Annotated in this window: 13 protein-coding genes; 7 read left to right on the top strand and 6 right to left on the bottom strand. The window is 75.2% G+C overall.

Annotation, left to right across the window (positions count from 1 at the left end; all coding sequences use genetic code 11):
- Positions 1-182: 182 nt before the first annotated feature.
- From ACOJVX_RS09745 to ACOJVX_RS09760, 4 genes are all read left to right on the top strand, one after another.
- Entirely contained in the window at positions 183-1,274 is a 1,092-nt protein-coding gene (locus ACOJVX_RS09745) for an ATP-binding protein (protein ID WP_422647442.1), read from the top strand.
- Positions 1,271-2,611 (top strand): vWA domain-containing protein, encoded by a 1,341-nt coding sequence (locus ACOJVX_RS09750; RefSeq protein WP_418153186.1) that lies wholly within the window; start codon positions 1,271-1,273, stop codon positions 2,609-2,611. Before ACOJVX_RS09745 ends, ACOJVX_RS09750 begins: the two co-directional genes overlap by 4 nt.
- Complete coding sequence (locus tag ACOJVX_RS09755; protein ID WP_026420522.1) at positions 2,608-3,474, top strand: hypothetical protein; 867 nt, start codon at positions 2,608-2,610, stop codon at positions 3,472-3,474. Before ACOJVX_RS09750 ends, ACOJVX_RS09755 begins: the two co-directional genes overlap by 4 nt.
- 692 nt (positions 3,475-4,166) lie before the next feature.
- Entirely contained in the window at positions 4,167-4,442 is a 276-nt protein-coding gene (locus tag ACOJVX_RS09760; RefSeq protein WP_026420521.1) for a hypothetical protein, read from the top strand.
- Positions 4,443-4,512: 70 nt separating this feature from the next.
- Here ACOJVX_RS09760 and thrS read toward each other — a convergent pair whose 3' ends face one another.
- From thrS to ACOJVX_RS09775, 3 genes are all read right to left on the bottom strand, one after another.
- Entirely contained in the window at positions 4,513-5,778 is a 1,266-nt protein-coding gene (gene thrS / locus ACOJVX_RS09765; protein WP_103056928.1) for a threonine--tRNA ligase, read from the bottom strand.
- Between the two features lie 144 nt (positions 5,779-5,922).
- Positions 5,923-6,843, bottom strand: coding sequence for a PmoA family protein (locus ACOJVX_RS09770; RefSeq protein WP_418153187.1), 921 nt, complete (start codon positions 6,841-6,843; stop codon positions 5,923-5,925).
- 100 nt (positions 6,844-6,943) lie between these two features.
- Positions 6,944-8,224, bottom strand: a complete 1,281-nt coding sequence (locus ACOJVX_RS09775; RefSeq protein WP_418153188.1) for an ABC transporter substrate-binding protein — start codon at positions 8,222-8,224, stop codon at positions 6,944-6,946.
- Between the two features lie 381 nt (positions 8,225-8,605).
- On the opposite strand from ACOJVX_RS09775, the gene ACOJVX_RS09780 reads away from it, so the two are divergent.
- Entirely contained in the window at positions 8,606-10,216 is a 1,611-nt protein-coding gene (locus ACOJVX_RS09780) for a glycoside hydrolase 43 family protein (RefSeq protein ID WP_422647443.1), read from the top strand.
- Between the two features lie 322 nt (positions 10,217-10,538).
- Here the strand turns inward: ACOJVX_RS09780 and ACOJVX_RS09785 are convergent, their stop codons facing one another.
- The gene (locus tag ACOJVX_RS09785) at positions 10,539-11,495 is read right to left on the bottom strand and encodes a zinc-binding dehydrogenase (RefSeq protein ID WP_422647444.1); all 957 of its coding nucleotides are present in this window, start codon (positions 11,493-11,495) and stop codon (positions 10,539-10,541) included.
- A gap of 517 nt (positions 11,496-12,012) precedes the next feature.
- Here ACOJVX_RS09785 and ACOJVX_RS09790 point away from each other — a divergent pair.
- Positions 12,013-12,486: an SRPBCC family protein gene (locus ACOJVX_RS09790; RefSeq protein ID WP_026420518.1), complete on the top strand. Its 474-nt coding sequence runs from the start codon at positions 12,013-12,015 to the stop codon at positions 12,484-12,486.
- On the opposite strand, the gene ACOJVX_RS09795 is transcribed toward ACOJVX_RS09790, so the two are convergent.
- A complete protein-coding gene (locus ACOJVX_RS09795) occupies positions 12,487-12,780 on the bottom strand; it encodes an SDR family oxidoreductase (protein ID WP_418153192.1) in 294 nt (97 codons plus the stop codon).
- Positions 12,781-12,847: 67 nt separating this feature from the next.
- On the opposite strand from ACOJVX_RS09795, the gene ACOJVX_RS09800 reads away from it, so the two are divergent.
- Positions 12,848-13,282: a hypothetical protein gene (locus tag ACOJVX_RS09800; protein ID WP_422647445.1), complete on the top strand. Its 435-nt coding sequence runs from the start codon at positions 12,848-12,850 to the stop codon at positions 13,280-13,282.
- A 193-nt stretch (positions 13,283-13,475) separates the two neighbouring features.
- On the opposite strand, the gene ACOJVX_RS09805 is transcribed toward ACOJVX_RS09800, so the two are convergent.
- The gene (locus tag ACOJVX_RS09805) at positions 13,476-14,279 is read right to left on the bottom strand and encodes a hypothetical protein (protein WP_418153194.1); all 804 of its coding nucleotides are present in this window, start codon (positions 14,277-14,279) and stop codon (positions 13,476-13,478) included.
- Between the last annotated feature and the right edge of the window lie 130 nt (positions 14,280-14,409).

Genomic DNA, 14,409 nt, shown 5'->3' on the forward strand with positions numbered 1-14,409 from the left:
CAGCCCGCGCGGCGCGCCGAGGTCGCTGACCCACGGGAGCGCCGAACCAGGACAGGCGCCGGCCTGCTCCCGGCATGCCCGAGGACGACCGGGCGCCTGCGGGGACCAGGACCTCATCCCCAGCCCGTCGAGCGCGCGACCGCGCGGACTTCGCGCTGCCCGGAAACAGAGGAGAACCACCGATGACCAGCAACCAGACCGTGCGGGAGGCGCTGGCGGTGGCCGTCGCCGCCAACCTGCCCGTGCTGTTGTGGGGTGACCCCGGCACCGGCAAGACCTCCACGGTCCTCGCCCTCGGCGAGCGGCTCGGCCTGCCCGTGGAGGCCGTCGTCGGTTCGATCCGCGAACCCAGCGACTTCGCCGGCCTGCCCGTGGTCCGCGCCGACGGCACCTGGTTCGCGCCGCCCCGGTGGGCCGAACGACTCGCCACCGCGGGGACCGGGCTGCTGTTCCTGGACGAACTCACCACCGCCTCGCCCGCCGTGCAGGCCGCCATGCTGCGCGTGGTCCTGGAACGCACAGTCGGGGACCTCACGCTCCCCACCACCGTCCGGATCGTCGCCGCCGCGAACCCGCCCGGCCTGGCCGCCGACGGCTGGGAGCTCACCGCTCCGCTCGCGAACCGCCTCGTGCACCTGACCTGGGAGGTCAGCGCGGCCGACATCGCCGAGGGCTTCACCCGGGGTTTCGCGGCGGACGACGGGTCCCCACCACCCACGGCCCCCACCCCCGCCCAGGTGGCCGCCGCGAAGGCCAGGATCGGGGAGTTCCTGCGGGTCCGGCCGGAACTGCTGCTCGACGTCCCGGACTCCCCGGAGCGGGCCGGGCGCGGCTGGCCCAGCCCCCGGAGCTGGGCGATGGCCGCCACCGCCCTGGCCGCCGGCGAGGCGAACGCCAGCGACGAGCCGGTGATCGCCGCGCTCCTCGTGGGGGCGGTCGGCGAGGGAGCCGGCTACGAGGCCCTGACCTGGCTGCGCACCCTCGACCTGCCCGCCCCCGAAACCCTGCTGGCCAACCCGGACGCGCCGCTGCCCGAGCGGGCCGACCGCCGGCACGCCCTGCTGTCCGCGCTCGTCGCCCACGTCCTCGCCGACGGGACTGTCGACTCGTGGGAACGGGCCTGGGCGGTCATCGGCCGGGTCGCCCGGTCCACCCCGGACGTCGCCGCCACCTCCGCCCGAACACTGGCCGCGCACCGCCCCACGGGCGCCACCCCACCGACCACGGTGCTCGAACTCGCCCCGATCCTGCGGGCGGCGGGACTCCTCCCGTGACGACCGCGACCGGGCGGACCCCCCACCCCGACCGGGAGCCCGAGGTCCTGCGCCGCTTCGCCGAGGCGCGGCTGTGGGCAGCCGCCCAGGCCCCCTACCTGGCCAGCGCCGTGTTCGCCCTGCGGCCCGTGGTCCTCGAAGCCCGCTCGGACGAGCACACCGGCGAGCCGGTGCCGGACCCGGAGTTCCGCGCATTGCCCACCGACACCCGGTGGCGGGTCCACCTCGATCCGGGAACCCTGCTGACCACCCCCGTCGAGGAGACCGGGTGGTGGTTGCTCCACCACATCGGACACCTCGTCCGCCGCCACGCGGCGCGCGGCCCGAACCAGGGGGCGGGACGGCGGACCGGAGGAACCGGCGGGGCCGACGAGGAGGCCGCGCACCGGTGGAACCAGGCGGCGGACGCCGAGGTCAACGACGACCTGGAATCGGCCGGCCTGACCACCCCGGAGGGCGTGGTCTCGCCCCGGGCGCTCGGGCTGCCCGAGGGGCGGCTGGCCGAGGAGTACGTGTCCCTGATCGAGGTCCTCGACACCGCTCACCGCCGTGGCGGACGGCGTCTCGTGGACCTCGTCGACTGCGGACCCGCCGTGCGGGGCCTGGACGGCCGGTACGAGGAGACCGGCGCGGGGGAGGGGATCGACGACACCGAACGCCACGTCCTCGAACTCGCCCTCGCCCGCGACATCGAACGGCGGGCGGCGGCCCGGACCGCGGTGCCCGGCGGCTGGCGGCGGTGGGCCGAGGACCGGCGACGTCCGGTCGTGGACTGGCGCACCCGACTCGGGGCCGTTCTCCGCCGGGGTGTCCGGCGGACCACCGGCCGCGTGGACTTCTCCTACCGCCGACCGTCCCGCCGCCCCGGCCCCGGCGGGGTCCTCCTGCCGACGATGGTCGCCCCCGCACCCGGGATCGCGTTGGTCATCGACACCTCGGGCAGCGTCGCCGCCCCGGTGCTCGCCGGGTTCCTCTCCGAGATCACGGGTGTCCTCGCCCGCGCGGCCGGACCCGAGAGGCGGCTGCGCGCGATCTGCTGCGACGACCGGGCCCACCCGGTCCAGGAAGTCCGCGAGGCGGCGGACATCGAGCTGACCGGCGGCGGGGGAACCGACCTGCGCGCCGGGATCGCCGCCGCGCTCGCCCTGCGACCCCGCCCCGACCTGGTCCTCGTCCTCACCGACGGGCACACGCCATGGCCCGAGCGCCGGCCGCCGGTGCCGGTCGTCGTCGGTCTCGTGGCCGCCCACCCGCCGCCCGCCGACGCCCCGACCCCGCCCGCCTGGGCGCACCCGATCCCCCTCCCCGCCACCGCACCCCGAGGAGCCGAGGCATGAGCATCGCCGCCGCCGACGAACCCGACGACCACGGCGAACGCCGCGACGGAACCCGCGAGGGCGCGCACGAGCCCGCCCCCTCGGACGAGGCGCGCCGCCAGGCCGCCCCCGGGCACGACGGCGACCCGGTCCCGGAGGACCTGCACGAGTGGACCGGGCGGGGCGTGACCGTCGCCGAGGCCCGGCAGTGGATCGACCACGGCTTCCTGCTGGACTCGGCCGAGCGGTGGCGGACCAGCGGCGTCTACACCGCCGAGCAGGCCCTCGCCTGGCGCACGGCGGGGCTCACCCCCTACACGGTGCGCCCGCTGCTGCGCGCCGGCATGACACCCCGCGACGCCGTGCGCTGGCACGAACTCGGCTACGGCCACGCCGAGGCCGCCGAACGGCACCTGGCCGGGGAGAACCCGCGGCCCCGGCGGTGGTGGTGGCGGTTGATGGCCCCCGGGCCGGCGGGTTCGTCCGAACTCGACGACGGCCAGCACGCCACCCTGCGGATGCTGCTGGGCGCGGGAGTGCCCGCCTTCACCGCCCGCGCCTACCTGGACACCGGGTGGTCCGGTGAGGAGGCGGTGCCGTGGGCCGGCAGCGGAACCAGTCCGACCCACGCCGCCCTTTATCGGGTCATGGGGTTCACCCCCGCTGAGGCCGCCGACCTCGGCGAGCGGGGCGAGGACCCGGCCGCCCTCCTCGCCCGGTGGTGGGATGCCGGGGTGCCGCGCGCGGAGGTGCCCTCCTGGGTCGTCGCCGGGTTCACCGTCGAGGAGGCCCGGCGGGCGAGGGCGGCGGGCACCACCGCCGAGCAGGCCGCGGTGCTGCGCGCCCTCGGGGGCGGTCAGCCGCCGGACCAGGACGCGCCCTGACCCTGGAGGTCGGCGTGAGTTCCGCCGACCGCGCACCGGAGGGCGGACGCGGCCAGGAGAGGGCACGAGCTTCCGGGCGGCCGCGTCGGGCGGGGCGGTCGACGGGTCAGGAACACCGGGTGCCGGCGTGGGGAGCCGGACGCCGTGCGTCCGCACCCACTGGGCGGACGTCCGCCCGGCGAGGGCGGAGGCCGTCGACGGGACGAGTGCCGCGATCACGACCGAGGAGGAACCGGGTCCTCCACCCTGAGGCACACCGGTCCGCCGCGGATCCGGACCGGGGCGGTCCGAGCTTCCCCCGCGCGCCCCCGTTCACGGGAAGCACGCGTCGCCGGCCGGCGCGGATCCCCGGTCCACTTCCGATCCACCCCGCTCCTTCCGCCGGAGTTCGTCCGGACGCTGGCGAAGACGTCACCAGGAGGGGGCCGCATGACGCTGGACCGTCGGGGCGCCTCGTCCCCGTCACCGGGGCGAGCGCGGGCCTCGGCGCCCGGTCCGCCCGCCAGCTCACCCAGCGCGGCGCCGGGCACGGCCGCGTCCTGTCCGGACGGCGGGCGCCCCGGCGGGCCGGACGGCCCTCGGTCCTTCCGTGCGCGCCCCCCGAGTTCGGCGCCTCCGCCCCCGGCCCGGGTGAGCGGCGGGCCGGCCGCCGCCGAGGCCCGTGCTGTGGGGTCCTCTGGCAGCATGCGGGAATGGATGACGACTACCGGCTGGACGTCCCCGCCAGCTTCGACGACTCCGACGACGAGGACGGCCAGGTCCACCCCATCGCCCGTCGCCTGTTCTCCGGGGCGACCGCCGCCGAGGTGTTCGAGAAGGCGCGGAGATGGGTGAGCGAGCACGACGTGTTCCTCATCGACGTCTCCTGGAACTGGTCGCACGACGAGCCGGAGCCGTTCTGGTTGTCCGTCTACTTCCGCTTCGAGTTCGACGAGGACGAGGACGAGGGCACCCCGGCCGGGGCGTGACCACCAGGGCTTCCCGGGACGCCGGCGCCTCGGGAAGCCCCAGCCGCCCGGCCGTCCAGCCGAGGAGGGGTCACGCGGCGACCGGGTCCGGCCACAGCACCCCGGACCGCGCGTCGACCACGGCCGCGACGCGGTCCACCGCCTCACCCGAGGCGAGCGGGTCCAGCCGACGCCCGTCCCGCAGCCGCAGCGCCACCCGGTCCTCCGCCGCCTCCCGAGGACCGATCACCGCCTGGTAGGGCACCAGCCTGGACCGGCGGACCCGGGCGCCGAGGCTGCCCCGGTCCGGCCCCACCAGCTCGGCCCGCAGGCCCCGCCCCGCGCACCGCTCCACGAGGCCCGCCGCCGCCCCGACCTCCTGGTCGGACACCGGCAGCACCGCGACCTGCACCGGGGCCAGCCACGCCGGGAACGCCCCGCCGTGCTGCTCCACCAGGCACGCCACCGCCCGTTCCACGCTGCCGATGATGCTGCGGTGCACCATGACCGGGCGGTGCCGGCGCCCGTCGGCGCCCACGTAGCGCAGGTCGAACCGGCTCGGCTGGTGGAAGTCGACCTGCACGGTGGAGAGGGTGGCCTCCCGCTCGGCCCCGTCGACGACCTGCACGTCGATCTTCGGACCGTAGAACGCCGCCTCGCCCTCCTCCGCGTCGTGGGGGACACCCAACTCCTCCAACACCCCGGCAAGCAGGGTCGAGGCGCGCCGCCAGTCCTCGGGGTCGCCCACCACGGCCGCGCCCTCCGGCGGCAGGGACAGCCGGTAGCGGGCCGCCCGCAACCCGAGGTCCCGGTAGGCGCGGCCGATCAGCTCCAACGCCCCGCGCACCTCGGCCGCCACCTGGTCCGGGGCGCAGAAGACGTGGGCGTCGTTGAGCTGGATTCCGCGAACCCGGGTGAGGCCGCCCAACACCCCGGAGAGCTCCGACCGGAACATGCCGCCCACTTCGGCGATCCGCACCGGCAGCTCCCGGTGGCTGTGGGACCTCGACCGGTAGATGACGGCGTGGTGCGGGCACAGGCTGGGGCGCAGCACCACCTGCTCCCCGCCGAGGTCCATCGGCGGGAACATGCTGTCGGCGTAGTGCGCCCAGTGCCCGGACATCTCGTAGAGCTCCCGCTTGCCCAGCACCGGCGAGTACACGTGCTGGTAGCCGGCCTCGCGTTCGACCGCGCGGACGTACTCCTCCAGGGTGTGGCGGATCGCCGCCCCGGCGGGACGCCAGTACGGCAGGCCGGCGCCGATGAGGGGGTCGGTGTCGAACAGCTCCAGCTCGCGGCCGAGCCGGCGGTGGTCGTGCATCAGGTCTCCTCGCTTACGGGAGGCGAGTGACCGCAGCACGAAGCCCCGGGGCACTCGCCCCGGGGCTTCGAACAAGGGATCAGCTCAGCACGCCGAGACGGTCTCCGGCGTCGTCGTCATCACGGCGTGCTGCACGGCGACCACGGTAGCAGAACACCCGGCCCGGCCGGGCGCACCGGATCAGGGGAGCTCGGCCACCGACCGCGCCGCGTCCGCGCAGGCACCGCGTTCCAGGTGGCCGTCGAGCACCAGCACCCGGAACCGGCGGCGCAGGCTGTCGCCGGCGGGCAGGCGGAGCGGGTGCTCGGGGGCGAGGGAGGAACCGACGCCCGGGTAGTCGGCGACCCGCACGAACCACGGGTCCTCGGCCGTCCGCTCGTCGGCCGGGACGAACAGGAGGGTGTAGTCCCCGGTGGGGCCGTCCCCCCGGACCAGGTCCTCCGCGTTCGGGTGGTGCCCGAGGAACGCCAGCCACCCGGAGCGGGTGGTGTGCACGGCCTCCTCGCCCTCGGCGGTGGCGGTGAACACCCGGGGGGTGGCCGAGGAGAGCGGGGCCCGCCAGAAGAACCCGCCGTAGCCGCCGCCGACCTTGCCGTTGGTGGCCGGGCTGCCCAGGTCGAGGTACCGACCTGTCACGTTGCGCAGGGTGAACGCGTAGTCCAGCACCCAGCCGCCCGTCGTCGGCGGCCCCACCAGGGACCGGGTGGCGCGGGTCTCGCTGATCACCGTCTCCCCCGCCACCGAGATCCACGACTGCTCCGAGGCGAGCGCGTCCGCGTCGCGGTGGGTCCACCGCTCGTGCCGCACCGAGCCGTGGTCGGGGCGCCACGTCGGGCCCTGTCCCCGCACGAAGGTGCGGCCGCCCCAGAAGTTGCAGTCCTCGACGTCCTGGACGGCGACGAACACGCCCAGGTGCCAGGGGTGGTCCACCGGCCGCGCCTCGGTGACCTCGACGCCGGCGAGGGTGCGCACCGGGTGCAGGTGTGGCCGGGGCGCCAGCGTCGGTTCCCACCAGCCCACGTCGGTCACGTGGTCGGCCACGGGTGTCCCCGCCACCCGGAGGGTGGCCTCGGGTGTGGGGTCCGGCTCGGCTGCGGTCATCTCGGCACTCCAGGGTCAGGACGTGGATCCGGGTCGGTGGCGCCGGTTCGGGGGCCGGCGCCACCGACCCGTGGTCTGTGGCGGTGTCGCGGTGGCAGGGTCAGGCACCGACCTCCTGCTCGGCGATGCGCATGAAGTCGGCGGCCGCCTCCTCGATGGTCTTGTTCCCGAAGGACACCGCGTCGTTGTGCCGCTGCCACTCCCGCTTGAGGGTGCCGTTGCCCTCCGGGGGCGCGGGCGGAGTGCCCTCCAGGTGTTCCTCCAGGCCGGTCTCGTAGTCGTAGACCTGCCGGTCGAGTCCTTCGAGGTCGTCGGCCAGCGCCTCCCGGACCTCCTGGTTGGGGGGCAGTCCCCGGGTGGTGCCGAGGATCCGGCCGGCGTCGACGTCGTTGATGACGAAGTCGATGAGCATCGCGGCCTCCCTCGGGTGGTCGGAGGCCCGAGCGGCGGAGATCAGCATCGACGGTTTGGCGTACTGGCCGAACCGGTCGGTGTCGCTGGGCAGGGGGGCCATCGCCAGCGGGCGGCCCATCGCCGTGTCGTAACCGGCGAGGACGCTGTCCCAGGCCAGGTCGGTCGCTGAGCGGCCCTTGGCGAAGGGAGTGTTCTCCACGGCGCCGTCGATCATGCCGTTCAGGGAGGCCGGGGTGGTGGCCTGGCCCGCGCGGAAGTTGTCGAGCAGGGTCAGGTACTCGCGGACGTCGGACTCGTCGAAGGCCAGCGAGCCGTCCTCGGCGTAGAGGTCCCGGTCCCGCTGCCGCAACCAGGCCTGGAAGGTCTCCCAGGACCAGCCGAAGTCGGTCGACCCGTAGACCTCGCCGTCGGTGGACTCGGTGATGGCGCGCGCGGAGTCGAAGAAGTCGTCCCAGGTCCAGCCGTACTCGGGCGTGGGGACGCCGGCCTCCTCCCACAGTCGCGGGTCGTAGATCAGCGCGTGGGTGTTCTGGCCCATCGGCAGCCCGTACACGCCGTCGTCGATGCTCCCGGCATCCCGCATGGCCTCGGCGACGCCGTCCAGGTCGACGTCGTCGCCGTGGTCGGCCAGGTCGAGCACGACGCCTCGGTCGGCGAACTCGCGGAGGTTGGAGTAGTCGAGCTGGAAGACGTCGGGCGGGTTGCCGCCGGCCACCTCGGTGGAGAGCTTCTCGAAGTAGTTGCCGCCGGAGGTGAACGAGGTGTTCACCGTGATACCGGGGTTGCGCTCCTCGAAGAGGTCGACCACCTCCTGGGTGGCCCGGGCCCGCGAGTCATCACCCCACCAGGTGAACAGCAGGGTCACCGACCCGTCGTCGGCGGCCGAGCCGCCGCAGCCGGCCGCCGTCAGCGCGACGGCGGAGCCGAGCGCGACCCAGGCCACGCGTCTGGGGCGGTGAGCGGGCATGGCGTCCTCCACGTCGAGGAAAGGAAAGCGCTTACCGCACCGTATGGTGCCGTTGTCCCGGTGTCAACGGTCACTGTGTGGCCCGGGTCGCCCGTTCGTCCTCGCGTTGGCACCCGGCCGGAGTCAGCTGGGTGCGCCCAGGGGGCGGAGGTGGGTGGGCCGCCGGAGCTGTGTGGAGCGGCGGCGGGGTCGTTCCCGGCGGGACGGCCGCTACCAGCCACCGGCGCCACGGGAGGGGATGGCCGTGGCACACTCCCCGGCAACCGTTTTCCCGATCGAGGCGGCACGGCCACCCACGCCGGAGGCGGCCCGACCAGCCACCGGGGGCGGTGACCCAGGAGATCCGGGACGGAGAAGGGGCGGTGGCCAGCGGTGGTGGACGTGGCGGAGGGAGACGCCTGGATCGCCGACCTCGGCGACGGGCGTTACCGGAACCCCGTGCTGTGCGCCGACTTCTCCGACCCCGACGCCATCCGCGTCGGCGACGACTACTACCTCGTCTCCTCCACCTTCAACCAGGTGCCCGGCCTGCCCGTGCTGCACTCCCGCGACCTGGTCAACTGGACGATCCTCGGTCACGTCCTGCCCGAACTCCCACCCGTCGAGAGGTACCGGGAACCCCGGCCCGGCCAGGGCGTGTGGGCACCGTCGCTGCGACACCACGGAGGCCGGTTCTGGGTCTGCTGGGGTGACCCGGACGTGGGGATCTTCCTGGCCAGCGCCGCCGACCCCGCCGGGCCGTGGACCAGGCCGCACCTGCTTGTCACCGGCAGCGGCCTCATCGACGCCTGCCCGTTCTGGGACGAGGACGGCACCGCCTACGTGGTGCACGGCTGGGCCCGCAGCCGCTCCGGCATCCGCAACCGGCTGACCCTGCGCGCGATGGCCCCGGACGGCTCCCGGCTCCTCGACGAACCGGACCCGACGACCGGCGCCCTGCCGGCGACCACCGCCACCCCACCCGGCGGCCTGCTGCTCATCGACGGCGACCAGGTGCCCGGCTGCCACACCCTGGAAGGCCCCAAGCTCTACCGGCGTGGCGACCACTACTACGTGTTCGCGCCGGCCGGCGGGGTCGCCGAGGGCTGGCAGTCGGTGTTCCGCTCCCGCCACCTCACCGGCCCCTACGAACACCGCGTCGTGCTGTCCCAGGGCGGCAGCGAGGTCAACGGCCCGCACCAGGGCGCCTGGGTGGACACACCCGGCGGCCAGCACTGGTTCCTCCACTTCCAGGACAGGGGCGCCTACGGGCGGATCACGCACCTCCAGCCACTCCGGTGGACCGCCGACGACTGGCCCGTCATCGGCGCCGCCGACCCCGGTGCCGAGCGAGGCGAACCCGTGCCCGCCCACCCCCGACCCCACCTGCCGACCCAGCCACGGCGGGCACCCCAGACCACCGACGAGTTCACCGGCCCCTGCCTGGGTCCGCAGTGGGCGTGGCCGGCCAACCCCCGCCAGGACTGGTACTCGCTGACCGCCCGCCCCGGCTGGCTGCGGTTGCCCAGCCAGCCCACGGAGAACCCGGACCACCTCGGCACCGCCGCGGCGGTCCTCTCCCAGCGCTTCCCCGCCCTGGCCTTCACCGCGAGCACCGAGGTGGAGTTCCGGCCCCGGGCCGTCGGCGAACGCACCGGGCTGGCCGTGCTCGGCGAGCGGTACGCCTGGATCGGACTCGACCACACCGAGGACGGCACCCATCTCGTGCTCCGCCTGCACCTGGGCGGCGACGACCACGAACGCGACCTGCTGCGGAGCCCGCTGCCGGCGGGGACCACCCGGGTCGGACTGGCCGTGACCGCGCGGCCGGAGGCCCGGTGCCAGTTCCACGCGAACCCCGGTGACGAGGGCTGGCGGGAGGTGGGGGAGGAGTTCACCGCCCGCCCCGGCCGCTGGGTCGGCGCCCGCCTCGGCGTGTTCGCCCTCGCCCCGGCCGAGTCCACCACGACCGGGCACGTGGACCTGCCCTACTTCCGGGTCGGACCGGGCTGACCGCCACCCCGGCGCGCCGTCCTCGCTGGTGTCCTCCCCGCCCGGTCCGGAGGGGCTCGACCCCCGGCCGGGATCCCCGCTCGCGTCCCGGCTCCCCGGGCCACGGAGGCCCGCCCGAGGCGGCGGGCGGCTGACGGGGCCTCCCCGCCGCACCGGGACGACCAGCGTCGTCGTCCCAGTCCGCCCGCCGTCGCGGGGGAGCCCACCGCCGGACCGGCGGCGTCCCACCGTCAGGGCCGCCGGACCCCGCTGCCACCCACGCCGCCTGGCACCCGGTAGCGGCGGGCCGCGCTCCCGCCGTTCGGGCGCGGCCGGAGACCGTTCAGTCCCCGATGGTCACCGCGACCTTGCCGCAACCGTGCGGCCGTGGTGCCGCGCCCAACTCCGAAGGCAGGTCGGACAGGCTGATCACCCGGTCGATCACCGGTTGCAGCGTCCCGGCGTCCACGCAGTCGCCCAGCCGGCCCAGGAGTTCCCGGTCGGAACGGGCGACGACGTTCACCGCCGTGACGTCCCGCTCGGCGAGCGCGGACACGTCCGCCCCGCCCCGGGTGCTGGCGACCCGGCCACCCGACCGCACCAGCTCGGCGAGCGTCGCGAACCGGTCGGCGTCGCTGACCAGGTCCACCAGCCCGTCCACCCCCTCGGGGTACCGTTCCCGGACCTCGGACGGCCAGTCCGCCGAGTAGTCGAGCACCTCGACCGCCCCGAGCAGGTGCAACAGGGTGCGGTCCTGGGGCTGGCCGGTGCTCACCACCGCCGCCCCCCGGGCGTTGGCCAGTTGGACAGCGAAGGTCCCCACCCCGCCCGAACCCCCCACCACCAGCACGGGACCCCGTGTCGGGGCCACCAGTCGACTCCGGCGCGGCGGGACGACCACGTCGACGGCGAGCAGCGCGGCCGTGCCCGCCAGGGGCAGCACCCCGGACTGGACGAAGTCCAGCGTCACCGGTCGACGCGCCAGGCGGTGGGCCGGGGCCACCAGGTACTCCGCGAACGCCCCCGGCCCGTCGGGGGCTCCCGGCGGGAGGAAACCCACCACGCCGTCACCCGGCGCCAGGTCCGCCACCGCCGACCCCGCCTCCACGACCAGGCCGGCGAAGTCCAGACCCAACGGCCGAGGGCGCCCGTCACACGCCGCCACCACGTCGAGGTCAGCGCGGTTCAGCGAACTGGTGAGGACGCGGACCAGCACCTCGTCCGGGGCACCGATCGAGGGGGCGTCCACCTCCGCGACACGCGGTGGCGCGCCCTGCCCGGTGAGCACGGCCGCTCGCATGTGCTCCGCCTCCCTTGCCTGGTGGCCTCGGCCGCGACGCGGTTCCGGTCGGCCCGGGGGAGTCCCGTGACCGAACACGCTAGCACCGGAACGGTGTTTGCGCAGGTCACGGCGGCGTCCTGTTGGTAGTCGGCCAGGAGCGGGGCCGCACCCGGTGCCGCGCTCGCGCGGGGTTCACCCCGGTGACCGGCCCCGGGGCGGCCCACCCGTGGGCGGGCGACCGGCGGCCACCGGAACACCGGACGGCCTGGTCGGCCTGGTCGGCCACTGGAACACCGGATGGCCTGGTCGGCCACCATCGTCCACTCCCGAGCCGCGCCGTGACGCGCGACCACCGAGCACCGGTCCGGGCCGCGCTCCGCCGAGCCGACCGGCGCGCCCGGGGCGATCGCCCGACCGGAGACCACCTGATGGTGTCGGTGCCGAACACGCGGCGCGTCGGTGCCGACACGCAGAATGACCGCCGGGCGACCCGCCCCGACCACGACGCGCGACCACCGAGGAAAGGACAGCGCCGATGGCCCCCGCCGAGATCACCATCGCCCCGGACCGCCAGGACATCACCACCACCGTCACCTTCGACGCCCCACCGGCGGCGGTGTTCCGCGCGATCACCGACCCGGAACTCATCCCGCGCTGGTGGGGTGCCGGCAACTTCGAGACCACCGTGGAACGGATGGAGCTGCGGCCGGGTGGGCTGTGGCGCTACGTCAGCCGCGACCCGGCCGGCACCCCCTACGTCTTCCACGGCGTGTGCCACGACGTGGACGCGCCGAACCGGATGGTGCAGACCCTCGAGATGGAGGGCCTGCCCGGGGGTGTGCAACTCGGCGTCTTCACCTTCGAGGACCTCGGTGGCCGCACCCTGCACCGCCAGGTGTCGGTGTTCCAGTCCGTGGAGGAACGCGACGCGTGGGTCCAGCCCGGTATGAGCGAGATCATGCGGGAGGGGATGCGCCGGGTCGGGGAGATCGCCGAGGGGCTGTCCTGATCAGCCCCGGCGGAACCCGCCCTCCGAGTTGATCACCTGGTCGGTGACCCACCGGCCGTCGTCGCCGACCAACCAGCTGATCAACCGGGCCGGGTCGTCAGGGCCACCCCACGCCCCGCCGGGAAACCGCCGCCGCACCTCCTCGTGCGCGGCGGGCGGGGCGTAGCCGGTGTCCACCGGACCGGGGTTGACCGCGTTCACCGTGATCCCCCGGTCCGGGAAGTGGTCGGCGAGACTGGGGGTGATCGCCGCCAACGCGCCCTTGCTGGCGGCGTAGGCGATCTCGTCCCGCATCACCCCCACGTTCTGCCCCGAGGTCAGGAAGACGATCCGCCCGTCGTGCTGGCGGCCGAACCGCGAAGTGGGCGTCGAAGTCGGCGGCCTCCAGCACGTCCAGCGGACCGTCCGAACCGCTCAACGCCTGGTCGCGCACCAGCACGTCCACGTGCCCGAGGCGCTCCACCGCCGCCCGCGTCAACTCCGCCGGACCGGCCGGGCGGGCGAGGTCGACGTCCCCGTGCGCGACCACACCACCGGGGCGGGCGCACTCGGCCACCCCGGCGACGACGGCGCCCATCCCACCCGGGTCCGCGCCCCACGGCTGCCGTTCGTCGTGCGGGAGGTGGTGGTGCGGGAACAGGTCCGCGCCCAGCGCGGCCAACCGGCGGGCTACCGCGTAGCCGATGCCCGCCCGCCTGCTCACCCCGGTGACCAGTGCGGACCGTCCGAGCAGCGGGAGCGGCGAAGGTCGGAGCTCGGCCGGGGTGGGGAGACCGCTCACGGGAAGTCCTCCTGAGGAGCCGGGGCCACACCGGATGACGTGGACGGACCGGGGCCGACAGTAGGGCGTCGTTCCCACGGCCGACGAACCCCTTTCGACCCCACCACCCGGCGCGGGAGGCACCCGGCCCGACGACGCGCCCGGACACCCGCCCCGGTCGGGACGTGCGCGGGATCCGCGGCCCGACGGCTCCACGAACCGGGCACCGTCAGAACTCGACCTCGGGGCGACGGAGCTCCACCACCACGTCCCGGTCCGCGATCCCGTGCTCCTCCCCGGGCCCGGCGCCGATCCCGCCCGGCAGGTACCAGACGTCGACGTCGTCGCCGGGTCGCGGCATCCGCGTCGGTGCCACCTCCACGGTCACCGAGGTCACCACCCGCCGGTCGTCGTCCCGGAACCCGATCCGCAGCCGACACGGCGTCCTGTTCCCGCTGACCACCGTTCGGGTGGTCGCCTCCGCCACGTCCAGGACGCGGCCCGTGACGAAGGCACCCCGTTCCCGCACCGACCGCCGCCGGTCGGCCTCCTCCCGCTCGCCGCGCAGCGTGCGCGCGGCCACCAGGGCCATCAGTACTCCACCGGCCAGGAACCACCAGAACGTCCCGGCCAGGGACCCGAGCGGCCGCACCCCCTGGGAGTCGAGGGCCAGGTAGGTCCAACCGAAACCGAGCGCGTACCCCAGGCCCACCTGGCCGAAGAACGACCACAGCGGGGAGACGCCCTCCGAGGTCGCCACCGCGCCAGCCACGGTGAAACCCGCCGCGAGGGTCAGCAGGAGCCCGAGCACGGCACCGATCCCGGTGATCGCGACCATGACGGCGGTGCTGGGACCGTCGGGTAGGTGCGCCGCCCAGATCGACGGACCGATGCCGTGCCGCACGGTCACGACGTTGACCACCAGCGCCAGCGCCGCGAACACCATCGCGCCGACGGGACCCACCCGCCCGGTCTCCCCGGACCCGTCCCGCTCCTCGTCCCGAGGCCGTCCAGTGACGTCCTGACCGGTCATCTCCACCTCCGTGATGCCGGTGATCCGAGCCCTGGAGCGTAACCCCCCACCGTGACACCGGGGTGTCGATCGGGCGGACATCCGCACGTCCGCGACGCCGGACCGGAGACGGCCCAGCCCCGTCCCCACC

The organism is Actinoalloteichus caeruleus, assembly GCF_049311605.1.
Lineage (GTDB): Bacteria > Actinomycetota > Actinomycetes > Mycobacteriales > Pseudonocardiaceae > Actinoalloteichus_B > Actinoalloteichus_B caeruleus.

Coding starts and splice junctions, on each gene's coding strand:
- ACOJVX_RS09745 (WP_422647442.1), top strand. CDS start 183: ATGACCAGCAACCAGACCGTGCGGGAGGCGCTGGCGGTGGCCGTCGCC.
- ACOJVX_RS09755 (WP_026420522.1), top strand. CDS start 2,608: ATGAGCATCGCCGCCGCCGACGAACCCGACGACCACGGCGAACGCCGC.
- ACOJVX_RS09760 (WP_026420521.1), top strand. CDS start 4,167: ATGGATGACGACTACCGGCTGGACGTCCCCGCCAGCTTCGACGACTCC.
- ACOJVX_RS09770 (WP_418153187.1), bottom strand. CDS start 6,843: ATGACCGCAGCCGAGCCGGACCCCACACCCGAGGCCACCCTCCGGGTG.
- ACOJVX_RS09775 (WP_418153188.1), bottom strand. CDS start 8,224: ATGCCCGCTCACCGCCCCAGACGCGTGGCCTGGGTCGCGCTCGGCTCC.
- ACOJVX_RS09785 (WP_422647444.1), bottom strand. CDS start 11,495: ATGCGAGCGGCCGTGCTCACCGGGCAGGGCGCGCCACCGCGTGTCGCG.
- ACOJVX_RS09790 (WP_026420518.1), top strand. CDS start 12,013: ATGGCCCCCGCCGAGATCACCATCGCCCCGGACCGCCAGGACATCACC.
- ACOJVX_RS09795 (WP_418153192.1), bottom strand. CDS start 12,780: ATGCGGGACGAGATCGCCTACGCCGCCAGCAAGGGCGCGTTGGCGGCG.
- ACOJVX_RS09805 (WP_418153194.1), bottom strand. CDS start 14,279: ATGACCGGTCAGGACGTCACTGGACGGCCTCGGGACGAGGAGCGGGAC.